Here is a 22,332-nt window from a genome sequence, read left to right on the forward strand (position 1 = left end):
GCGCCCTATGGACTCCAGCGGCAGCTCGCCGACGGCCCGCAGGGAACTGTGGGCCTGGCTCGCGTTGACCGTCCTTGGCTGTCTCCTGGTGTTGCTGGCCGCCGGGCGAGAGTGGGCGCGGGTCGCCCACGCGGCGGCGATCGCGCCCACCGGCGGCGACCTCAGCCCAGTCCTGACGCCGGTGGCGCTGGCCGGGCTGGCCGGGGTGGTGGCCGTGCTGGCGACCAAGGGCGCGGGCCGCCGCGCCGTCGGCGTGCTGCTGGCCCTCTGCGGCGTCGGCGGGGCCTGGGGCGCGTGGACGGCGCTCGACGGCGCCACCGTGACCGACTGGGTCACCGAGCGCAACGCGCTGCGCACCTCGCTCGGGCACCTGACCTGGGAGATCGCCCCGCTCTGGCCCATTGTGGCGGGCGCCGGAGCGGCCCTGATGATCGCCGGGGGAGCCGTCGCGATCGTGCGCGGCGGCAGGTGGGCGGGCATGTCCGCCCGGTACGAGCGCGGCGGAGCTCGCGCGGACAAGAGCGGCGTGAGCCCCGCCGCGCCGGCGCACGACGACAAGGCGCTCTGGGACGCCCTCGACCGGGGAGACGACCCCACCCGGTAGCCACAAGGCCCAATGTCACGAACTATTCACTGTTCTGAACCTCCGTCGGCTTGCCCGCCGCTTCCTCAATAAGCTGCCGTTGCAACTCGCCACGAACAGTAGGAGCCAGGCGCATGAGCTACGGGGACCAGGGCGGAAACGGCGGTTATGGCGCACAGCCGCCCGGCGGAGGATACGGCCAGCAGCCGCCCAGCGGCGGGGGCCATGGCGGTGGCGGCTACGGCCAGCAGCCGCCGAGCAGCGGCGGGTACGGCGGGTATGGGCAGCAGCCTCCGAGCAGCGGCGGGTATGGGCAGCAGCCTCCGAGCGGTGGTGGTTACGGCGGTTATGGGCAGCAGCCGCCCAGCTATCCGCAGGAGCAGCTCGGCTATGGCCAGCTGCCGCCCAGCGGCGGGTTCGGCCAGCCCGGGGGCTACGGCTACAACCAGTACGGCCCTCCGCAGCAGCCCAGGTCGACCAACGGTATGGCGGTGGCCTCGCTCGTCCTGGGCATCATCGGCCTGATCTTCTGCGGATTGACCAGTCTCCCCGGTGTGATCCTCGGCCACGTCGCGCTCAACAAGATCAAGCGCACGGGTGAGGAGGGCCAGGGGATGGCCGTGGCGGGCCTCGTCACGTCGTACATCACGGTCGTGTTGTGGCTCCTGTGCTGGCTCATTTTCGGCGGCATGTTGCTGTCGCTGATCGGCCTCAGCGCCGCCGCCTCTTCCTCCGTGGACTACTGACGAGTAACTGTCATCTGCGTAGCCGGACCGTGACGGACCGCTTGCGTTCCGATTACGAATTGTCCGCAGATTGGGTGTTGCTCCACGTAGGAGATGGTTTCTCGCTAGGCTGCCGCGCACTCGCCACAAAGATGACTAACTGAGGAGTCACAGGATGACCTACGGTAACCAGGGCGATGGCGGCTACGGCTCGCAGCCGCCCGGCGGCGGCTACGGCCAGCAGCCCCCGAGTGGTGGTGGCTACGGCCAGCAGCCGCCCAGCGGCGGCGGCGGGTACGGGGGTGGCGGCTATGGGCAGCAGCCCCCGAGTGGTGGTGGCTACGGCGGCGGGTACGGCCAGCAGCCGCCGAGCGGCGGCGGTGGCTACGGGGGTGGCGGCTATGGGCAGCAGCCCCCGAGCGGCGGTGGCTACGGCGGGCAGCAGCCGCCGGACAACCAGCTGGTCCCTGCTATCCTCACCACGCTGTTCTGCTGCCTGCCTTTCGGCATCGTGGCGATCGTCAAGTCGTCGCAGGTGAACCAGAAATGGCAGATCGGTGACTTCCAGGGTGCGATGAAGGCGGCCGAAGAGGCCAAGACCTGGTGGAAGCGCAGCCTCATCTTCGGCGCCATCGCCATCGTGCTGGGCATCATCTTCTACATCGTCGTGTTCCTCATCGCCGCCTCGAGCCTGCCGTCCGGTTCGTACTAGGCCGGTACGAGGACGACCGGCGACAGGGAAGGCGGATACTGGAAACATGGGTATCGCAACCACCGAGCGGCGCGGCACCGACCGGCTCAAGGGCCTGCTGGCGCCGCTCGGTGTTGCGGCCGGGACGGGCGTCGTGTTCGCGTTCGTGGGCGCGGTGGACCCCAACGAGCCCGGCCACTACCCGACCTGCCCGTTCTTGTGGCTCACCGGCCTCTACTGCCCCGGCTGCGGCACGCTGCGCTCGATGCACGCCCTGGCCCACCTAGACCCGGTCGCGGCGCTCGGGCTCAATCCACTCGCGGTGGTGATGATCCCGTTCCTGCTGTTCTGGTGGGGCAGGTGGGTCGTACGCGCCTGGCAGGGCAGGCCCAGACGCACGACGCTCGCCCACCCGGCGTGGCTGTGGGCCTTCCTCGGGGTCGTCATGGTGTACTGGGTTGTCCGTAACCTGCCGTTCGGGGCGTTCCTCGCCCCCTAGTCCTGCCCCTGTGGTGAGGCGACCCCGCGGGGGCCGATACCATCGCAGGACAGGCTGAAGAGCGGACGCGACGCGAACTCTCAGCCACCCCCACAGTCGACCGGAGGGACCCCAGCGCGTGAGTGAGCGGACGGAAGGGCCGAGTGTCCTCGACGACATCCTCGACGGGGTGCGCGCCGACCTCGCAGCACGTCAGCAGGCTGTGTCCATGGACGAGCTCAAGCAGCGGGCGGAGCGGGCGCAGCCGCCCAGAGACGCGATGGCCGCGCTCGGGGGTGACAGGATCTCGGTGATCGCCGAGGTCAAGCGGTCCAGCCCGTCCAAGGGCGCGCTGGCCGCGATCGCCGACCCCGCCGCGCTGGCGGCCGACTACGAAGCCGGCGGCGCTCATGTCATCAGCGTGCTCACCGAGCGCCGCAAGTTCGGCGGCAGTCTCGACGACCTGGCCGCGGTCCGCGCCAGGGTCGACATCCCGATCCTGCGCAAGGACTTCATCCTGACCTCCTACCAGCTGTGGGAGGCCAGAGCCCACGGCGCCGACCTGGCGCTGCTGATGGTCGTCTGCCTGGAGCAGGAGGCCCTGGTGTCGCTGATCGAGCGGGCCGAGTCGATCGGGCTCACCCCGCTCGTCGAGGTGCACACCGAGGATGAGCTCGAGCGGGCAGTCGCCGCCGGCGCCCGGGTCATCGGGGTCAACGCCCGCAACCTGAAGACACTCGAGGTCGACCGCGAGGTCTTCGCGAAGCTGGCGCCGAAGATCCCCGATAATGTGATCAAGATTGCCGAGTCGGGCGTCCGCGGCCCGCACGACCTGCTCGCCTACGCGAGGGGCGGCGCCGACGCCGTCCTGGTGGGGGAGAGCCTGGTCACCGGCAAGGACCCGCGCAAGGCAGTGGAGGCGCTGGTGACCGCCGGCGCTCATCCGTCGACGCGCCCCGACCACTCAGCAGAGGGATAGCAGTGGCAAACGAAGGCTCCATCCTGACCGCCGCGGACCTGGCGGGCAACGGCGCGCGCGGGGACGACCCCGACGTGCACGGCAAGTTCGGCATCTTCGGCGGCCGGTTCGTGCCCGAGGCGCTCATCCCGGCGCTGGACGAGGTGGCCGCGGTCTACGACAAGGCCAAGAGCGACCCGGAGTTCCTGCGCGAGTTCGACCACCTGCTGCGGACCTACGCGGGCCGGCCCACCACGCTGACCGACGTGCTGCGCTTCAGCGAGCAGGCCGGTGGCGCCAGGATCGTGCTCAAGCGCGAGGACCTCACCCACACCGGTGCCCACAAGATCAACAACGTGCTCGGCCAGGCGCTGCTGACCCAGCGGCTGGGCAAGAAGCGGGTGATCGCCGAGACCGGCGCAGGCCAGCACGGCGTGGCCACCGCCACCGCCGCGGCCCTGCTCGGTCTGGAGTGCGTCATCTACATGGGCGCCGTCGACTGCGAGCGCCAGGCGCTCAACGTGGCCAGGATGAAGCTGCTCGGCGCCACCGTGGTGCCGGTGACGAACGGCTCGCAGACCCTGAAGGACGCCATCAACGAGGCGTTCCGCGACTGGGTGACCAACGTCGACACCACCCACTACCTGTTCGGCACGGTGGCAGGGCCGCATCCGTTCCCCGAGATCGTGCGCGACTTCGCCCGCATCATCGGCGTCGAGGCCCGCCGCCAGATGCTGGAGCTGACCGGCAAGCTGCCCGACGCGGTGTGCGCGGCGGTCGGCGGCGGCAGCAACGCGATCGGCATCTTCCACGCGTTCATCGGCGACGAGGGCGTCCAGCTGCACGGCTACGAGGCCGCCGGGCACGGCCTGGAGAGTGGCGAGCACGCGCTCACGCTCACCGCCGGCTCGGTCGGCGTGCTGCACGGCTCACGTACCTACGTGCTCCAGGACGACGAGGGCCAGACCATCGAGTCCCACTCCATCTCGGCCGGGCTCGACTACCCGGGCGTCGGTCCGGAGCACGCGTGGCTCAAGGACTCGGGACGCGCGACCTACCACGGCGTCACCGACGACGAGGCGATGGCCGCGTTCTCGCTACTGGCCAGGACCGAGGGCATCATCCCCGCCATCGAGTCCTCCCACGCCCTGGCGGGCGCGCTGCGGCTCGGGCGCGAGCTCGGCCCGGAGGCGACCATCCTGGTCAACCTCTCCGGGCGCGGCGACAAGGACATGGGCACGGCGATGAAGTACTTCGGCTTGTAGGCCGGGCCGGCACTGGGGCCGGGCTCGCGGCCTGGCCGCCGGCGCAGGCGACGGTTGACCCCGGCGCGACCCGCCCGCCGAGGCACGGCAGGCGTGCAGCCGGCGCGGGAGGCCGTGCGGTGCAGCTCCGGGCCGGGCCGGGCTCGCGCCGTCTCGGCGGCGCGGGGGATTTCGGGCCGGTGCGACGGCAGGGCATCATGGTGGGATCAGACCTTTGAAACGGACAGACATGACGACTCTTCAGACGGTGTTCGCCAAGGCGAAGGCGGACAACCGGGCCGCGCTCGTCGGCTACCTGCCCGCGGGCTTCCCCTCCAAGGGTGGCGACGTCGCCGCCGCGGCGGCCCTGGTGGAGGCCGGCTGCGACGTCATCGAGATCGGCCTGCCCTACTCCGACCCGCTCATGGACGGGCCGACGATCCAGGACGCGGTGCACAGGTCGCTGACCAACGGCACCCGCATCGCCGACGTCATGCGCACGGTCGAGGGCGTGGCCGCCACCGGCGCCGCCACGCTCGTCATGACGTACTGGAATCCGGTCGACAAGTACGGCGCCGAGCGGTTCGCCCGCGACCTGGCCAACGCCGGTGGCGTGGGCACGATCACGCCCGACCTGACGCCCGAGGAGTCCGAGCCGTGGCGGGCGGCCTCGGCGAGCGCCGGCATCGACACGGTGTTCCTGGTGGCGCCCAGCTCGACGGAGGCGCGCATCAAGGCCGTCGTCGACTGCTGCACCGGCTTCGTCTACGCGGCGTCGCTGATGGGCGTCACGGGCGCCAGGGAGAGCGTCAACGTAGCCGCTGAGGGCCTGGTCAAGCGGACGCGGGCGCACACGGATCTGCCGGTGTGCGTGGGCCTCGGGGTGGGCACGGGCGCGCAGGCGGCCGAGGTGGCGGCCTACGCCGACGGGGTCATCGTGGGGTCGGCGTTCATCCGGCGCGTTCTGGACGCGCCCGACGAGGCGGCCGGGCGGGAGTCGATCGCCGCGCTGGCCAAGGACATGGCGCAGGGCGTGCGCCGCTGACGTGTTCGCGGAGCGCGGTTCCCGGTGACCCGGGGGCCGCGTTTTACCGTTTTTGTCAGAAGATGCAAAGATCTGGCGCGTAGGTCCTTGGCGTGCGTGCCGTGCCGGGTGATGATCGGGGCTCCCGAGCGGTGTGACGCATGACCCGGAAGGACACCTATGCGTCAAGGTCCCGTTGTCTTAGCAGCCCTCGCACTCGCGGCCACGGCCATGGCCGCCCCGCCCACCCCAGCTCCGTCGCCCACGTACGAGCTGCCATCCCCTGACTCCTCGCCGACCGGCCCGCCGCCGCCCAGCCCCACGGCGCAGAACCTGTCGCCCAGGCCCGCCCAGGTGGCCGAGCCGATCGCGATCACGTCGGCGGACTTGCGCGTCGAGCTGGACCCGGGCTTCCCGCGCGTCCTGCGGTACACCGACCTGGCGAGCGGCGCGACGCTCGGCGGCGGCGCCGGCGTGCCCGCCGTCGTGCTGAACGGCCAGCCGCGCACCGCCACCGTGGCACTGACCGGGAACGACGGCGCGACCGCCAGCTACCGGCTGACCTTCCCCGACCTGCAGGGTGTCGCGCTGGGGGCGAGCATCGGGGTCAAGGGCCGGGTGACGACGTTCAGGATCGACTCGGTGTCCGACACCGAGGCGTTCCGCGTCGGCACGATCGACCTGCCCGGCCACGACCTGGTGTCGGTCTCGAGCGGGCAGCCGGGCGCCGCCACCGCGTTCACCAGGCTCGACCCGAACTCGACCCGCACCGCGGACGTGTTCGCCCAGGTGACCGGGGACACCGCGGCCGACGCGGCCCCGGTCGGGGCGACGTATGCGATCGTGAACACCGACCGGCTGGCCGCGGCGATCGAGTCGAACTCCACCTACGACCGTCCCTCCGGCGTCACCGACCGGGACGCCGCCAGGTTCTGGCACCAGGCCAGGAAGGACGCGGCAGGCACGGTCACGGTGGGGGTGTGGAGCGGGCAGTGGACGTACCGGGCGGCGGGCTCGCCGTTCACCGAGGAGGCGCCCTGGGCCAAGGTCGTGGTGACCCCCGACGCCAACGGCGACGGGACGCTGGACTGGCAGGACGGCGCGGTCGCGTTCCGGGGCATCGGCGTCAGAGCGCTCGGCGCTGAGCGGACCAGGGACCGGGTGGTGATCCACATCCCGTTCAACTTCTCCAGCCAGGCCACGCACCCGTTCCTGCGCACGCTCGACGACGTCAAGCGGATCTCGCTGGCCACCGACGGGCTCGGCCAGCTGGCGCTGCTCAAGGGCTACCAGTCCGAGGGGCACGACGCGGCGCACCCCGACTACGGCGGCAACTACAACCGCCGCGCCGGCGGCCTGAAGGACCTGAACACGCTGCTCAAGGCCGGCAAGGGGTGGAACGCCACGTTCGGCGTGCACGTCAACGCCACCGAGTCCTACCCCGAGGCCAAGAACTTCAGCGAGCAGCTGGTCAACAAGGACACCAAGGGCTGGAACTGGCTCGACCAGGCGTACCTGATCGACCAGCGCGGCGATCTGACCAGGGGGACGCTCGCCAGGAGGTTCGGGCAGCTGCGCGAGGAGGCCGACAGAAATCTCGCCGTGCTGTACGTGGACGTGTTCCGGCCGTTCGGCTGGGTCGCCGACCGTACGCTCGCGGAGCTGCGCGCGCAGGGCTGGCAGGTCACCACGGAATGGTCGGACAAGCTCGAACGGTCGTCGCTGTGGGCGCACTGGGCCAACGACCTCAACTACGGCGGGGTCACCAACAAAGGGCTGAACTCGCAGATCATCCGGTTCATCCGCAACGACGAGAAGGACGTCTGGAACGCGCATCCCATCCTCGGCAACGCCCGCATCGTCGAGTTCGAGGGCTGGACGGCGGAGAACGACTTCACCGCCTTCTTCCGCAACATCTGGGAGCACAACCTGCCTGCCAAGTTCCTGCAGCACCACAAGATCATGGACTGGAACGCCGACGAGATCGTCTTCACCGGCGGGGTGCGCGGCACGAACAGCAACGGCCGGCGGGAGTGGTTCGCGGGCGGGCGCAAGGTGCTCGACGGCGGCACGTACCTGCTGCCGTGGCAGGGCAGGCATTACCACTACAACCCGGCGGGCGGCGAGACCACATGGGACGCCGACCGGCCGATGACCGTCTACAAGCTCACCGACCAGGGCCGCGTCCCCGCGGGCACGGTCACCCCGGCGGGCGGGAAGATCACGCTGCGGGCCGAGGCCGGCGTGCCGTACGTGCTCTACCCGGGCAAGGCGCCCAAGCAGCCCGATCCCGGATGGGGGCAGGGCAGTGGCGTGCGCGACCCCGGCTTCAACGGCGACCGCCTCGACGGATGGCGGGTCATCGGGCCCGTGAGCGTCGAGACGAACGGGCTGGGCCATCGGGTGGCCCGGCTGGCCGGCGGTGCCCAGGCACGGCTTGAGCAGCGGCTGACCGGCCTGGAGCCGGGCCGCACGTACACAGCGTCGGCGTTCGTCGAGGTCGAGCCGGGTAAGACGCGTGCGACCACGCTCGAGGCCGGTGGGGCGGCGGTGACGATCGACCGGTCCACGGCCAAGAACTACATCGCCTCGGACGAGAAGCACGACACCTACTTCCAGCGGGTCAAGGTCACGTTCACGGCGGCAGGCGAGGCGGCCACGATGCGGATCACGGCCGCCGACGCGGCCGGGGACGTGCGGGTGGACGACGTACGGGTGTTCCGGCGGGAGCCGCCCGGCCGGGTCGAGACGTTCGAGTCGGCCGAGCCCGGGTGGGGGCCGTTCGTGAAGGGGGACGCGGGCGGGTCGTTCGACGCGCGCACGCACCTGGCCGAGCGGCACGAGCCGTACACGCAGTCCGGGTGGAACGGCAAGGCGGTCGACGACGTGCTGAACGGCGACTGGTCGCTCAAGGCCCACGAGGAGCGGCAGGGGCTGATCTACCGTACGTTGCCGTGGACCGCGCGGTTCGAGCCAGGGCACGCGTACGAGGTGTCGTTCAGCTACCAGAACACGCAGGCGGACACGTACCAGTGGGTGACCGGCTACGACGCGGGCGGCGCGAGCGTGGAGACGCGGCGCACGCCGATCCCGGAGCGGCGGACCACGGACACCTTCACCGAGCGGGTGGTCGGCGGCTGCGGCGACGTGTGGGTGGGGCTGCGCTCGCTCCGGCCCGAGCAGGCCGGGGCCGACTTCATCCTGGACGACTTCTCCGTCACCGACCTCGGGCCCGCGCAGGACGCGCAGGCATGCGGGTCGCTGGAGCTGACGCCCGCCTCGGCGGCGTTCGAGCAGGGCGCCGCCAACGACGTCACCACCGTGTTCACGAACCTGGAGGACGCGGCGGCCCAGGACGTGCGGGTCTCGCTGGACGTGCCGGAGGGATGGGCCGTCACCGGCGACGGGACCGGCACGATCGAGCCCGGCGCCACGCTGACCACGGCCTGGAGGGTCACCCCGCCCGCCGACGCCCCCTACGGCTTCTACGACCTGAAGGCCACCGTGGCCTACACGGTGAGGGGCGCGGCCAGGACGCTGACGGCCTCGGCACGGGTGCGGACCCTTCCGCCGCCGCCCCAGGCCGACGCCTACGCCGGCGACCTGGAGTGGGTCAGCGCCGACAACGGCTGGGGGCCCGTCGAGCGCGATCGGTCCAACGGCGACACCGGCGAGGCCGACGGCGGGCCGATCGTCATCGGCGGGCGGACCTTCGCCAAGGGGCTCGGCACGCACGCCCCCGCCAAGATTCGCTTCTACCTGAACGGGCGGTGCTCGGGGTTCAGCGCGTTCGTCGGCGTGGACGACGTGCAGGCAACGCGGGGGTCGGTGCGGTTCGGCGTGGTCGCCGACGGCGTGGAGCGGGCGCGCAGCCCGGTGCTGCGGGCCGCCGACCCGGCGTACGAGCTGGTCGCCGACCTGACCGACGCCAGGTACGTCGACCTCGTGGCCGACGACGCGGGCGACGGGAACGGCAACGACCACGCCGACTGGGGGGAGGCCAGGTTCACCTGCGGCTGAGCCCGGGAGTCCGCATCGGGATCCCATGCCCGTAACAGCCGTAAAGGCCGCAGGTCAGAGTGGGGAAATCCCGCTTAGCTGACGCTTATCCCCGGCGTGGTCGGATGGATCCCGGTACTGTGCGCCTCCCGGCACAGAGGCAGAGGAGAGTGACCCGTGGCCGCGTCGCAGCCATCACACAATGTCAGGAGAGCTGTACCCTGGGTGACGACCGTCGCGCGGCTCGTTCTGGGCGGAGTGCTGATCGTTGCGGGCGCGCTCAAGATCGGCAACCCGTCGGACTCCGTCGTGGCGGTCAAGGCTTACCAGCTGCTGCCCGAGTCGATCGCCGTCCCGGTGGGCTACATCCTGCCGATCCTGGAGATCGTCATCGGCGTGCTGCTGGTCGTCGGTCTGCTGACCAGGGTGGCCGCCGTGATCGCGGGGCTGCTCATGTTCGCGTTCGTGTTCGGCATCGCCTGGGCGTGGGCGAACGGCCTGCGGATCGACTGCGGCTGTTTCGGCGGCGGCGGCCAGCTGGGGAAGGGGCAGGAGCCCACCTACCTGCTCGACATCCTGCGTGACTTCGGCCTCGTGTTGCTCGGCGCCTGGACCGTCCGTTTCCCGCCGGGCCGCTTCGCGCTCGACGGCGCCCTCGGCCTGGGGGGCGACAGTGCAGACGACGAGGAGGACCAGCGATGAGCAAGGGCGACCGTGCGAAGACGAAGTCCGCGCGCGACAAGATCAAGGAGCAGCAGGCCGCGGCACGGGTGCGCGACCAGCGCCGGCGCGTGGTGACGTACGTGACCGCCGGCGCGGTCGCGGTGGCCGCGGTCGGGCTCGGCTGGTGGTACGCGGCCAGCACATCCCAATCGGAGGAGGCCTCCACCGCGCTCGCGCCGATCACCCCGCAGCCCGACGGCAGCGTCGTGATGGCGAAGAGCGGCGTCACGAAGCCCGTTGTCGACATTTACGAGGACTTCCAGTGCCCGGCCTGCAAGGAGGCCGAGCGGGTCAGCGGGCAGACGTTCAAGAACCTCGCCGCCGAGGGCAAGGCCAAGGTTGTCTACCACCCCATCACGATCTTCTCTCAGGAGCCGACCAAGTCCAACTCCGTACGCGCGGGCAGCGCCGCCAGGTGCATCGCGGACGGTAAGCAGTGGATGGCCTTCCACGACCTGCTCTTCGCGAACCAGCCGGCCGAGACCGTCGAGGGCTTCAAGAACGGACAGCTCGTGCAGTGGGGCAAGGAGGCCGGGGTGACCGCGCCGGACTTCGAGCAGTGCGTCACCTCGGGCAAGAACACCCAGGCGCAGCTGTCGTACAGCGAGAAGATCATGCAGAACCAGAAGCTGACCCATACGCCGACGGTGAAGTTGAACGGCACGGAAGTGGACAATGCGGTGCTCTTCAGCCCGCAACAACTGCGCGAAGCGATTACGAAGGCGGCTAAGTAGGCTCGCTTCCGCTACCCTCACCTGACATGCCCCTTGCCTCGATTCCCAGCCCCTCCGAAGGGGTCTGGTATCTCGGAATCATCCCGATCCGGGCTTATGCGCTGTGCATCGTGCTCGGCGTCGTCGTCGCCGTCTGGCTGAGCGAGCGGCGCTGGCGCGCCCGCGGCGGCCAGAAGGGGACGATCGTCGACATCGCCGTCCCCGCGGTCATCTTCGGCCTTATCGGCGGACGCCTCTACCACGTCATCACCGACTGGCAGACCTACTTCGGCAGCCGTGCGATCAAGGAGCCTTACCAGGCGCTGTTCATCTGGGAGGGCGGCCTCGGCATCTGGGGCGCGATCGCGCTCGGCGCCCTCGGCGTCTGGCTGGCCGTGCGCAGGCGCGGCCTCTCCTTCAGCGCCATCGCCGACACGGTCGCGCCCGGCATCGCCTTCGCCCAGGGCATCGGCCGGTGGGGCAACTGGTTCAACCAGGAGCTCTACGGCTCGCCGACCACGCTGCCGTGGGGCCTGGAGATCGACGCCGACCACGGGGGAGAGCCCGGCGTGCTCTACCACCCGACCTTCCTGTACGAGTCGATCTGGGACGTGGCACTCGGCTTCGCGCTCATCTTCGCGGGCCGGAAGTTCGCGCTGCACTACGGGCGGCTGTTCGCCCTCTACGTCGCCGGCTACACGCTGGGCCGCTTCTGGATCGAGGGGCTGCGCATCGACCCGGTCGGCGGGGTGGACCACGCGGTGACGTTCCTCGGGCTGCGGATCAACCAGTGGACGTCGATCGTGTTGTTCGTCGGGGCGCTGGTCTACTTCTGGGCGACCAGGAACAAGCAGGGGGTCGAGGTGGTCGTGCCGCCGTCGCCCGCCGTGGCGGACCCGGCACACCCGGCCGATCAGGCCGACGCCGACTCCCCGGACTCGACCACCGAGGACGGCGACCCCGCCACGACGGAGTCGGCCGAGCGGGGCGATGACGCCGCGGAAGCGACCGGCGAGGACGGGAGCAAGGCATCGGCTGACACCGCGGCGGAGAGCGGCGCAGACGAGAGCGGCACGCCCGGGGGCGGGGAGGCTGGCGACAGCGGGACCGAGGACGGCCGTTCGGACGACGCCCCCGGATCCCGTGGGTCCGCCGGGTCCGCGGACGCCTCTGAGGTGTCGGACGCGGACACCTCTGACCCTGTGGACGCGGACACCTCTGACCCTGTGGACGCGGACACCTCCGCCCCTGCGGACGCGGACGCGGCCGCTGCCGACCGTGCCGAATCCGACCGTGCCGAAGAGGTGACCGCGGAGCGGCCTGAAGCCGTGACCAAGGAGAAGAATTCGCGATGAGTGGCCGCGCGGAGGCGCACCACCAGCATCGCGACGTCACTGGGGGCTGGTTGCGGCCCTCGGTGTTCGGCGCGATGGACGGCCTGGTGTCGAACTTCGCGCTCATCGCGGGTGTCGCGGGGGGCACCGCGAACACCAAGGTCATCGCCCTCGGCGGCGTCGCCGGACTGGCCGCCGGGGCCCTGTCCATGGCGGGCGGCGAATACGTCTCGGTGGCCAGCCAGCGTGAGCTCGCCCAGGCCGAGATCGCCGTCGAGCGGCGCGAGCTCGACCGCCACCCCGACGACGAGCGGGCCGAACTGGCTCAGACCTTCGTCGACAAGGGTGTGGAGCCGGGACTGGCCGCCGAAGTGGCCAGGCAGATCTCCCAGAACCCGGACCCGGCGCTGGAGGTCCACACCCGCACAGAGCTGGGCGTCGTCCCCGGTGAGCTGCCGTCGCCGATGGTGGCCGCGGTGTCGTCGTTCTTGTCCTTCGCGGTAGGGGCGGTGCTGCCGCTACTGCCGTACGTGTTCGGGGCCGAGGGGCTGGTGGTGTCGGCAGTGGTGTCCTGCGTGGCGCTGTTCGCGGCGGGCGCGATGGTGTCGGCCGTGACGGCGCGCAGTTGGTGGTATTCCGGACTGCGCCAGCTCGTGGTGGGCGCCGTGGCGGCCGGGGTCACGTTCGGCGTGGGCAATCTGATCGGGGCGACGGGGCTGTGATGGCCCGCAGACGAGCCGGATCCCGACACAAGGGCGGCCGTCCGGCACCAGGGACGGACGAGACGGGCCTGAGCGGCGGCGTGCCCAGCGGTGGTGTGCCGGCCGGTGGCGTGCCCGGCGGTGGTGAGCCGGGTGGCGGCGCGCCCAGCGGCGGAGTGCCCGGCCGCGGTGTGCCGGGTGGTGGTGCCCGTTCGTTAACGGGCATGGACGGCGTCGGCCAGGTTGCTGGTGGCGAGTACGGCGGCTGGTCGGCGGGTGCGCATGGCGGCGCCGCCGGAGGCCCTCAGCCGACGGCGGGCGGATATGGCAACGCTGCCTCCGCCGGTCCCCTGCCGGCGGCTGGATATGGCAACGCAGCGCCGGTCGATGGCCGCCATTCGATCACCAGCGCTGACCGCGGTGAACGGGCCGCGGCTGCCGGCAGCGGGACGGCGGCGAATGCCGATCCGCGCGGCTACCCCGCTACCCCAGGTGGTGAGAGCGGTGCGTCGCTGGGGAATGCGGGCGAGGGCCGTCGGTCGTCGTCCCGCCTCGGCAGGCGCAGCCGGTCATCGGCGGGCTTTGGCGAAGACGCTCGGTCGTCGGCGGGCCTCGGTGACGGCGGGCCGTCGGCGGCTCATTTCGACGACAGCGGCCGGTCGGCCTCTCCTCGTGCGGACGGCGGCCGGTCGGCCTCTCGTCGCGCCGACGGCGGCCGGTTGGCGTCTCGTCGCGCTGACGGAGGTCGGTCGGCGTCTGGCAGGGGCGACGGCGGTCGGCCGGCGGACGTCGGCGACGATGACGGCCCATTGTTTTCCGGCATCGATGACGGTGGCCGGTCGGCAGGAGGCACCGATGAGGGTGGCGGCCAGGCAGTGGCCGCGTCCCGCGAGCGGCGGCGTACCCCGCGCTCCGACTGGCAGTTCCCGCTGCTCACCGACTGGGGTATGCGCCCTGAGCGGCAGCGGCTGCTCGTCATCATCGCCGCGGTCGTCGGCGTGCTGGCGAGCGGCGTCGGACTGGTGGCCATCCTCGGGTCGATCGGTGACTACTCGCCGGAACGGCAGGCCGGCGCCGCCGTGCCGGATGCCGACACCGCGTTGCCGCAGGTGTTCCGCGGGTGGGGCTCACCCAAGCTGTTCGACCCAGTCGCCGACAGGACCAAGGACGGCCGGGCGCTCACGGAGAAGGAGGTATTCGCGCAGAGTGAGCTGGCGGTGACCAAGAAGCTCAAGCTCAAGCTCGTCGCCAAGCGGCTTGACGCCGACTGCTCGGCCGCACTGTGGGGCGAGAACCTCCTCGAACAGGTGTCGGAGGCCGGATGCACTCAGGTCGCGCGAGGACTCTACGCCAGCTCCGACGGCCGCTACGTCGGCCAGTACACACTGCTCAACCTGAAAGACGGGCAGTCGGCCGCCGGGCTGGTCGAGTCGTTGAGGACCCTTTACCGCGGCGGCTGGGCACGTCCCCTGACCTCGTCCAAAGGCGCCTTTCCCGCGGGCGGGTATTCCGAGGCGGGCGGTTACGCCCTCGGCCACTACGTCGGCCTGGTCTGGCTCGGCAGGATCGACGGCACCGAGCCCGGTGCCAAGGACGACTTCGTCTCGCTCGCGCTGGCCCTGCGCGGGGCCGAGAAGGCCGTCTACCGCCGCGTCGTCTCCATCACGGGGCCGTCCTCCTGATGTCCGCCGAGCCAAGCGTCCGCGGTCGCCACACCGTTGTCCCGACGCCCGGCCGGGTCATGCGGGTCCGTCATGTTGTCAGCTGCAGGGGAGCGGTCGGCTGATGTCCCGACGTGTCGTCATTTCCGTCGTGATCGCCAACGTAGTGATCATCGCCGTGGTCGGGTGGCTGTGGTTGCGACGTGACGATCCGCGGCCGACCGCGTTCCACGGCGAATCCACGTCCGCCTTCTACACGGCCATCGACAACCGCCAGAACGACTCCGAGCCGCTGACCGGGCAAGAGGTCTTCACCCCCGCCAACCGGACCCTGGGCACCATGCGCCTGGACTCCACGCAGGAGTTCACCGACTGTGACGAGGTTCTCTGGGGCACCTCCGCCATGGGGTGCACGCAAGCGCTGCAGGGCACGTACAAGGGGAGCGCGGTGGCGGGCCAGTTCGTCATCTTCAACCTGAGCGACGGGCGGGCGGCCGACGCGCTGGTGGCGGCGCTGGGCAAGGACGGTTTTGTACGGCAGGGCATCATGTTCGACGCCGCCGGCAGCCGTGCTCAGGCCCGTGCCATGGGCCATTACGTGACGGTGAGCTGGGTCGGCGGCCCGGCGCCCGCTCAGGAGCTGGTCGCCGCCCTCGTCGCGCTGGACGGACTCGGGCGTGTGGTCCAGGGGCGGATCGTCGCCGCGACCTGACGACTCTCACATCGGGGCCGTGGCGAGGCTCCCAGGCTTGTCACGCTGAGCGCGCTCGGTTCGTCGTGCTGAGCGCCGCTCGGTTCGTCGTGGTGAGCGTTCTCAGGTCGTCGTGGTGAGGGCTGAGATCGTCGCCGCGACCGCCTGCGGGAGGGCGGCCAGGCGGTGGAGCGGAGCTTCCAGCGGGGTGAGGTCGTCCGACCACGGGGCGGCCTCGCGGATGAGGGTGCGAGCCTCGTTCTTGGTGAGCGTCGTGCCCTGGACGCGGGTCACGGCGATGAGCCCCTCACGCCACGTGTTGGCCAGCTTGGCGTGTCCGTTGTCCAGGATCCTGCGCAGCACGCCAGGTGCGTCGTCTTCCGGTGACGGGAGGCGTACGGCGTCGACAGAACCGGCGTCTGCGCTGAGCTTGTAGACGGCGGCCAGCACGTCGGGGACGGGCGGTAGCGAGGTCCCGAGTATGCGTACGTGGGCGGCGCGGGTGGCCAGGAGCAGGCGGGGGAGCGCGGCCTCCAGACCGGGCGGCACGGCGATCGCCACGCGGTCCACGGCGGCCGCGTAAGGCTTGGCCAGCCAGGTCGACAGCTTGACGCGGGGCTGGCTCAGGCCCTTCGGCCAGTCGCCCACCAGCAGGTCAGCGTCGAAGTCCGGCGGCAGGTCAGGGGTGGGAGGGGAGGCCGGGCGGGGCTTGTGCGGCGCTGAGACGGTGGTCTGGGCGGATTCGACCGACTGGGGGCCCTGAGTATAGATGGCGGTCGTCAGGCGGCTCAGACGGGATGTCACGGCCGGACGCGTCTTGGTGGTGGGGCGCAGAATGTACAGGTCAGCGGCGGAGCCGATGGCCTCAGCGCCGAAATAGCGATTGAAATCCGGGTAGATCGCCTCGTACGTCAGGTTGAGCTCCGACAGGGCCTGCTGCACCTTGAAGGCCAGCATCGGGGTGCGCTCGCTCGCCCCGTACGCCAGCAACACCCGCCCCTCGTCCGTCAACCCCTCCACGGCGCGTGCCACGAACAGGCCGGTGCCCTCCGGCGTGTACGGGGGATCGGTGAGCGCCAGGTCGTGGTCCCGGGCCGAGGCCGGCAGGCCGAGGCGCAGGTCGGCCCAGCGGGTGCGGACGCCCAGGTCCTGGTCGTCGATGTAGGCGAGGATGCGCTCGTCGAGGTCCACCACGGTGACGTCGGTCTCCGGGTGGACGAGTTTGACGGCCAGCGAGGTGAGGTCGTGGTCGCCGACGCACAGCAGGCGCGTGCCCGGGAGCCAGAAGCGGGCGCCGAGCAGGAGCGCGCGTCGCAGCACGGTGTCCGGCGTGGCGGAGACGTGGTCCAGCACGTGACGGGCGTGTGGGGCGCCGGCGACGAGTGCGGTGAGGCGTTCCAGCACGTGGGCGTAGTGGGGGACCAGGTGGGCCACGGGGTCCTCGGGCGGCGGGGCCACGGCGAGGAGGTCCTGATAGTCGGGGGTGTGGGTGAGCGGCACCCGGAAGCGGTCCCCCTCCTGCTCCAAATGGAGCTCGCGGAGCAGGGTCTCGATGGTACGCCTCGACGTGGCGCCGGCCCTGACCAGCTCCGCGAGCGTCCACCACTGCCCGTCGCACAGGAGCGCCAACGCGTGCCGCAGCCGCCTGCTGTCCGCACCCGCGGCGTCGAGCAGCCGTTCCAGGCCCTCCCGCTCCGTCCGGTCCTGCCCTACGCTGTCACGCTCCGCACCGACCTGCTCCATGGTTCAACCCTATCGAGGGTGCAGGGCCGGTCTCTGCTGTGCGGCAGGCAGGCGGGATCCCGCCCGACCGCCGGCTTCCGGCCGGGCTGGGTCGTCCCGGCATCCCGTGCGTTCCGCGTTCGCCCGCGGCGAGAGGGGCTCAAGGGATCGCAGGGAAGAAGAGTGCGAAGACGAACAAAAGAGGGTTTAGGGATAGGCGGGAACGACGTGGCGGCAAGGCTCTGCATGGGTGACAGGGAGCGTATGTGGCGACGGGGGAAGGGGTATCGGGTGATCGGCAGCGGTGTGGGCGTGGCCGGCCGGGAGGCGGAAGGAAATCGCTCCCTGTGGCGTAAATCGCTGCTCAGATCGGGAATTTCGCCGCCCTCGCCCGAGGTTTGGGATAGAGAGTTCGGATGCTGGGACGGGTTCGAATGTTCGCAATGCGGACGTGGCGGGCACCATTCCGGCAGGGTGCGGTAACCTCTACCCACGATATGCAGCAGGGCCAACGTCGTCCCCGCCTGTAGCCGGTTTTGAGACAGACGATGACGACGGGAGGGATTCAATGCCTGCTGCCCACCTCGGGTTCCCCGAGCCCCAGGGCCTGTACCACCCCGCCAACGAGCACGATGCCTGCGGTGTCGCCATGGTCGCCGACGTCGCGGGACGCCGGGGGCACGGGATCGTGGTCAAGGCGCTGACGGCGCTGTGCAATCTTGATCATCGGGGGGCCAAGGGTAGCGAGCCGGACACCGGCGACGGAGCCGGGATCCTGACGCAGATCCCGGATGCGTTCTACCGCGTCACCGTGCCGTTCGCGCTGCCCGCCGCGGGCGCGTATGCGACCGGCATCGCCTTCCTGCCGTTCGACGAGCAGGCCAGAAGCGTCGCGACGGGCCTGATCGAGGAGATCGCGGCCGAGGAGGGCCTCACCGTGCTCGGCTGGCGTGAGGTGCCGGTCGACCGCGAGCTGCCGGGGCCGAGCGCGCGGGCCGTCATGCCGCATTTCGCCCAGCTGTTCGTGTCGAGCCCCGACGAGCTCGAGGGGCTGGAGCTGGACCGGCTGGCGTTCTGCCTGCGCAAGCGGGCCGAGCACGAGGCGGACGTCTACTTCCCCTCGCTGTCGGCGCGCACGATCGTCTACAAGGGCATGCTCACGCCCGACCAGGTCGAGCCGTTCTTCCCCGACCTGTCCGACGAGCGCTACGAGAGCGCGATCGCGCTGGTGCACTCGCGCTTCTCCACCAACACGTTCCCCAGCTGGCCGCTGGCCCACCCATACCGCTACATCGCCCACAACGGCGAGATCAACACGGTCAAGGGCAACCGCAACTGGATGCGGGCCCGTGAGGCGATGCTGGCCTCCACTCACATCCCGGGCGATATTTCGCGACTTTTCCCCATCTGTGACCCGGATGGCAGCGACACCGCCAGCTTCGACGAGGCCCTGGAGCTGCTCCACATCGGCGGACGCAGCCTGCCCCACGCCGTGCTGATGATGATCCCGGAAGCCTGGGAGAACCACACGGAGATGGACCCGGCCCGCCGGGCCTTCTACGAGTTCCACTCCTCGATGATGGAGGCCTGGGACGGCCCCGCGTCGATCACGTTCACCGACGGCACCCTGGCCGGCGCCGTGCTCGACCGCAACGGCCTGCGCCCGGGACGCTTCTGGGTGACCGCCGACGGCCTGGTCGTGCTGGCCTCCGAGGCCGGCGTGCTGGACATCAAGCCCGAGGACGTCGTACGTAAGGGCCGCCTGCAGCCCGGCAAGATGTTCCTCATCGACACGTCGCGCGGCAAGATCATCGAGGACGACGAGATCAAGGCCGAGCTGGCCGCCGAGCTGCCGTACGAGGAATGGCTGCACGCCGGCCTGGTCCGCTTCGAGGAGCTGCCGGCCCGCCAGCGGGAGATCCCCACCCACGAGGCGCTCGTCAAGCGGCAGCAGACCTTCGGCTACACCGAGGAAGAGCTGCGCATCATCCTGTCGCCGATGGCGAAGGTCGGTCAGGAGCCGATCGGCTCGATGGGCACCGACACGCCCGTCGCCGTGCTGAGCGAGAAGCCGCGGCTGCTGTTCGACTACTTCACCCAGCTGTTCGCGCAGGTCACGAACCCGCCGCTGGACGCCATCCGTGAAGAGCTGGTCACCTCGCTGGCCAGCACCATCGGGCCTGAGGGCAACCTGCTCGACCCGGGGCCGAGCTCGTGCCGTCAGCTGGTGCTGCCGTACCCGGTGATCGACAACGACGAGCTCGCCAAGATCATCCACATCAACGACGAGCACGACCTGCCCGGCTTCCACCCGCACGTCATCAGCGGCCTGTACGAGGTCGCCGGCGGCGGCGAGGCGCTGCTGCGCCGCCTGGAGGAGATCAGGGCCGAGGCGTCCCAGGCGATCGCCGACGGCGCGCGCATCATCGTGCTCAGCGACCGCGGCTCCTCCGAGACCCTGGCGCCGATCCCGTCGCTGCTGCTGACCGGCGCGGTGCACCACCACCTGATCCAGGAGAAGACCCGCACCAAGATCGGCCTGGTCGTCGAGACCGCCGAGGCCCGCGAGTGCCACCACATGGCGCTGCTGATCGGGTACGGCGCCGGCGCGATCAACCCGTACCTGGCGATCGAGACCGTCGAGGACCTAGTCGACACCGGCGTCCTGCAGCTCGACAAGCGCAAGGCCGTGCGCAACCTCATCAAGGCGTACGGCAAGGGCGTCATCAAGGTCATGTCCAAGATGGGCGTGTCGACGGTGGCCTCCTACACCGGCGCGCAGATCTTCGAGGCGCTCGGCCTGAGCCAGGAGGTCATCGACTCCTGCTTCACCGGCACCACCTCGCGTCTCGGCGGCGTCGGCTTCGACGTGCTGGCTGAGGAGGTGGCGCAGCGGCACCGCCACGCCTACCCCCGCGTGGAGAACGCCCACCGCAGGCTGCAGGTCGGCGGCGAGTACCAGTGGCGGCGCGAGGGTGAGCCGCACCTGTTCAACCCCGAGACCGTCTTCAAGCTGCAGCACGCCACCAGGACCCGCCGCTACGAGATCTTCAAGGAGTACACGAACCTCGTGGACTCCCAGGCGGAGCGGCTGATGACCCTGCGTGGCCTGTTCAAGCTGCGCAAGGGCAACCCGATCCCGATCGAAGAGGTCGAGCCCGTCGAGAGCATCGTCAAGCGGTTCTCCACCGGCGCGATGTCGTACGGCTCCATCTCGATGGAGGCGCACGAGACGCTCGCCATCGCGATGAACCAGCTCGGCGGCAAGTCCAACACCGGCGAGGGCGGCGAGGACCCCGAGCGGCTCTACGACCCCGCCCGCAGGTCCGCGATCAAGCAGGTGGCCTCCGGCCGCTTCGGCGTCACCAGCGAATACCTGGTCAACGCCGCCGACCTGCAGATCAAGATGGCCCAGGGCGCCAAGCCCGGCGAGGGCGGCCAGCTGCCCGGCCACAAGGTCTACCCGTGGATCGCCAAGACCCGGCACTCCACGCCCGGCGTCGGCCTCATCTCGCCGCCGCCGCACCACGACATCTACTCGATCGAGGACCTGGCCCAGCTCATCCACGACCTGAAGAACTCCAACCCGGAGGCCAGGGTCCACGTGAAGCTGGTCGCCGAGGTCGGCGTCGGCACCGTCGCCGCGGGTGTGTCGAAGGCGCACGCCGACGTGGTGCTCATCTCCGGGCACGACGGCGGCACCGGCGCCTCGCCGCTCACCTCGCTCAAGCACGCGGGCGCGCCGTGGGAGCTCGGCCTGGCCGAGACCCAGCAGACGCTGCTGCTCAACGACCTGCGCGACCGCATCGTCGTCCAGGTCGACGGCCAGCTCAAGACCGGCCGCGACGTCGTCATCGCCGCGCTGCTCGGCGCCGAGGAGTACGGCTTCGCCACCGCGCCCCTCGTCGTCTCCGGCTGCGTGATGATGCGGGTCTGCCACCTCGACACCTGCCCCGTGGGCGTCGCCACGCAGAACCCCGAGCTGCGCAAGCGCTTCACCGGCAAGCCCGAGTTCGTGGTCAACTTCTTCGAGTTCATCGCGGAGGAGATCCGCGAATACCTGGCCGAGCTGGGCTTCCGCTCGCTCGACGAGGCGATCGGGCACGTCGAGCTGCTCGACATGACGGCGGCCGAGGAGCACTGGAAGGCGAGCGGGCTCGACCTGTCGCCGATCCTGCACCAGCCCGAGCTGCCCGCCGGCACCGCGCTGCACCGGGTCATCGAGCAGGACCACGGGCTGCAGCACGCGCTGGACAACACGCTCATCCAGCTCGCCGAGGGCGCGCTCAACGAGGGCACCCCGGTCACGCTGGAGCTGCCCATCCGCAACGTGAACCGCACGGTCGGCACCATGCTCGGCTACCAGGTCACCAAGCGGTACGGCGGCAAGGGCCTGCCCGACAACACCATCGACATCTCCTTCACCGGCTCGGCGGGCAACTCGTTCGGCGCGTTCCTGCCGCGCGGGATCACGCTGCGGCTGACCGGCGACGCCAACGACTACCTCGGCAAGGGCCTGTCCGGCGGCCGGGTCACCGTCCGCCCGCACGAGGAGGCCCCGCTCGACGGGCACATCATCTCCGGCAACGTCGCCCTGTACGGGGCCACGTCCGGAGAGGTGTTCATCCGCGGCGTCGTGGGCGAGCGGTTCTGCGTGCGCAACTCCGGCGCAACGGCGGTCGTCGAGGGCGTGGGCGACCACGGCTGCGAGTACATGACCGGCGGCCGGGCTGTCGTCCTCGGCCCGACCGGGCGCAACTTCGCGGCCGGCATGTCGGGCGGCATCGCGTACCTGCTGGACCTCAAGCCCGAGCGGGTCAACCGCGAGATGGTCGCCATCGAGGAGCTCACCGAAGAGGACACCGAGTTCCTCAAGGAGACCGTCGAGAAGCACTTCGCGGAGACCGCCTCGCCGGTGGCCAAGCAGCTGCTGGCGGAGTGGGACGAGGCGGTCGGCAGGTTCAGCAAGATCATGCCGACGGACTACAAGAGGGTGCTGGCCGCCGCCGAGGCCGCCCGCATCGAAGGCAGAGACATCGACGAGGCCGTCATGGCGGCTGCGGTTCAGGGTTAAGGGAGGCGTAC

16 protein-coding genes are annotated in these 22,332 nt (G+C 70.7%); 15 read left to right on the forward strand and 1 reads right to left on the reverse strand.

Features of this window, described 5'->3' with window-relative positions:
- Positions 1–7 precede the first annotated feature (7 nt).
- The 14 genes from ACTWPT_RS03730 to ACTWPT_RS03795 all read left to right on the forward strand — a co-directional run bounded on the left by ACTWPT_RS03730 (position 8) and on the right by ACTWPT_RS03795 (position 15,546).
- On the forward strand, positions 8–604 hold the full coding sequence (locus ACTWPT_RS03730) for a Trp biosynthesis-associated membrane protein (protein WP_443175791.1): 597 nt from the start codon (positions 8–10) through the stop codon (positions 602–604).
- A 113-nt stretch (positions 605–717) separates the two neighbouring features.
- The gene (locus tag ACTWPT_RS03735) at positions 718–1,329 is read left to right on the forward strand and encodes a DUF4190 domain-containing protein (protein ID WP_443175792.1); all 612 of its coding nucleotides are present in this window, start codon (positions 718–720) and stop codon (positions 1,327–1,329) included.
- Between the two features lie 154 nt (positions 1,330–1,483).
- Positions 1,484–2,020 (forward strand): CD225/dispanin family protein, encoded by a 537-nt coding sequence (locus ACTWPT_RS03740; protein ID WP_443175793.1) that lies wholly within the window; start codon positions 1,484–1,486, stop codon positions 2,018–2,020.
- 46 nt (positions 2,021–2,066) lie between these two features.
- On the forward strand, positions 2,067–2,498 hold the full coding sequence (locus tag ACTWPT_RS03745) for a DUF2752 domain-containing protein (protein WP_443175794.1): 432 nt from the start codon (positions 2,067–2,069) through the stop codon (positions 2,496–2,498).
- Positions 2,499–2,616: 118 nt separating this feature from the next.
- Complete coding sequence (trpC, locus tag ACTWPT_RS03750) at positions 2,617–3,456, forward strand: indole-3-glycerol phosphate synthase TrpC (RefSeq protein ID WP_443175795.1); 840 nt, start codon at positions 2,617–2,619, stop codon at positions 3,454–3,456.
- Positions 3,457–3,494: 38 nt separating this feature from the next.
- Positions 3,495–4,700 carry a tryptophan synthase subunit beta gene (trpB, locus tag ACTWPT_RS03755; RefSeq protein WP_443175939.1) on the forward strand — a complete coding sequence of 402 codons (1,206 nt, stop codon included), beginning with the start codon at positions 3,495–3,497 and terminating at the stop codon, positions 4,698–4,700.
- A 229-nt stretch (positions 4,701–4,929) separates the two neighbouring features.
- Positions 4,930–5,724 carry a tryptophan synthase subunit alpha gene (gene trpA, locus ACTWPT_RS03760; RefSeq protein ID WP_443175796.1) on the forward strand — a complete coding sequence of 265 codons (795 nt, stop codon included), beginning with the start codon at positions 4,930–4,932 and terminating at the stop codon, positions 5,722–5,724.
- Between the two features lie 159 nt (positions 5,725–5,883).
- The gene (locus ACTWPT_RS03765; protein ID WP_443175797.1) at positions 5,884–9,723 is read left to right on the forward strand and encodes an endo-alpha-N-acetylgalactosaminidase family protein; all 3,840 of its coding nucleotides are present in this window, start codon (positions 5,884–5,886) and stop codon (positions 9,721–9,723) included.
- A 204-nt stretch (positions 9,724–9,927) separates the two neighbouring features.
- Complete coding sequence (locus ACTWPT_RS03770; protein ID WP_443175798.1) at positions 9,928–10,404, forward strand: DoxX family protein; 477 nt, start codon at positions 9,928–9,930, stop codon at positions 10,402–10,404.
- Entirely contained in the window at positions 10,401–11,159 is a 759-nt protein-coding gene (locus tag ACTWPT_RS03775) for a DsbA family protein (RefSeq protein WP_443175799.1), read from the forward strand. Before ACTWPT_RS03770 ends, ACTWPT_RS03775 begins: the two co-directional genes overlap by 4 nt.
- Positions 11,160–11,185: 26 nt before the next feature.
- Positions 11,186–12,493, forward strand: coding sequence for a prolipoprotein diacylglyceryl transferase (gene lgt, locus ACTWPT_RS03780; protein WP_443175800.1), 1,308 nt, complete (start codon positions 11,186–11,188; stop codon positions 12,491–12,493).
- The gene (locus tag ACTWPT_RS03785; protein WP_443175801.1) at positions 12,490–13,194 is read left to right on the forward strand and encodes a VIT1/CCC1 transporter family protein; all 705 of its coding nucleotides are present in this window, start codon (positions 12,490–12,492) and stop codon (positions 13,192–13,194) included. The genes lgt and ACTWPT_RS03785 overlap by 4 nt, the downstream gene beginning before the upstream one ends.
- Positions 13,195–14,048: 854 nt before the next feature.
- Positions 14,049–14,855 (forward strand): hypothetical protein, encoded by an 807-nt coding sequence (locus ACTWPT_RS03790; protein ID WP_443175802.1) that lies wholly within the window; start codon positions 14,049–14,051, stop codon positions 14,853–14,855.
- 103 nt (positions 14,856–14,958) lie between these two features.
- Positions 14,959–15,546 (forward strand): hypothetical protein, encoded by a 588-nt coding sequence (locus tag ACTWPT_RS03795; RefSeq protein WP_443175803.1) that lies wholly within the window; start codon positions 14,959–14,961, stop codon positions 15,544–15,546.
- Positions 15,547–15,648: 102 nt separating this feature from the next.
- Here ACTWPT_RS03795 and ACTWPT_RS03800 read toward each other — a convergent pair whose 3' ends face one another.
- Positions 15,649–17,268 (reverse strand): bis-aminopropyl spermidine synthase family protein, encoded by a 1,620-nt coding sequence (locus tag ACTWPT_RS03800; RefSeq protein WP_443175804.1) that lies wholly within the window; start codon positions 17,266–17,268, stop codon positions 15,649–15,651.
- Positions 17,269–17,815: 547 nt separating this feature from the next.
- Here ACTWPT_RS03800 and gltB point away from each other — a divergent pair.
- The gene (gltB, locus tag ACTWPT_RS03805) at positions 17,816–22,321 is read left to right on the forward strand and encodes a glutamate synthase large subunit (RefSeq protein ID WP_443175805.1); all 4,506 of its coding nucleotides are present in this window, start codon (positions 17,816–17,818) and stop codon (positions 22,319–22,321) included.
- Positions 22,322–22,332 lie beyond the last annotated feature (11 nt).

Origin of the sequence: Nonomuraea sp. 3N208 (assembly GCF_052245935.1) — a bacterium.
Classification (GTDB): Bacteria; Actinomycetota; Actinomycetes; order Streptosporangiales; family Streptosporangiaceae; genus Nonomuraea.

What these genes read in the sequence shown, in the direction of transcription:
- ACTWPT_RS03795 (WP_443175803.1), top strand. Translation starts at nt 14,959, where the DNA reads ATGTCCCGACGTGTCGTCATTTCCGTCGTGATCGCCAACGTAGTGATC.
- ACTWPT_RS03740 (WP_443175793.1), top strand. Translation starts at nt 1,484, where the DNA reads ATGACCTACGGTAACCAGGGCGATGGCGGCTACGGCTCGCAGCCGCCC.
- gltB (WP_443175805.1), top strand. Translation starts at nt 17,816, where the DNA reads ATGCCTGCTGCCCACCTCGGGTTCCCCGAGCCCCAGGGCCTGTACCAC.
- ACTWPT_RS03730 (WP_443175791.1), top strand. Translation starts at nt 8, where the DNA reads ATGGACTCCAGCGGCAGCTCGCCGACGGCCCGCAGGGAACTGTGGGCC.
- lgt (WP_443175800.1), top strand. Translation starts at nt 11,186, where the DNA reads ATGCCCCTTGCCTCGATTCCCAGCCCCTCCGAAGGGGTCTGGTATCTC.
- ACTWPT_RS03735 (WP_443175792.1), top strand. Translation starts at nt 718, where the DNA reads ATGAGCTACGGGGACCAGGGCGGAAACGGCGGTTATGGCGCACAGCCG.
- ACTWPT_RS03775 (WP_443175799.1), top strand. Translation starts at nt 10,401, where the DNA reads ATGAGCAAGGGCGACCGTGCGAAGACGAAGTCCGCGCGCGACAAGATC.
- ACTWPT_RS03745 (WP_443175794.1), top strand. Translation starts at nt 2,067, where the DNA reads ATGGGTATCGCAACCACCGAGCGGCGCGGCACCGACCGGCTCAAGGGC.
- trpA (WP_443175796.1), top strand. Translation starts at nt 4,930, where the DNA reads ATGACGACTCTTCAGACGGTGTTCGCCAAGGCGAAGGCGGACAACCGG.
- ACTWPT_RS03785 (WP_443175801.1), top strand. Translation starts at nt 12,490, where the DNA reads ATGAGTGGCCGCGCGGAGGCGCACCACCAGCATCGCGACGTCACTGGG.
- ACTWPT_RS03800 (WP_443175804.1), bottom strand. Translation starts at nt 17,268, where the DNA reads ATGGAGCAGGTCGGTGCGGAGCGTGACAGCGTAGGGCAGGACCGGACG.
- ACTWPT_RS03765 (WP_443175797.1), top strand. Translation starts at nt 5,884, where the DNA reads ATGCGTCAAGGTCCCGTTGTCTTAGCAGCCCTCGCACTCGCGGCCACG.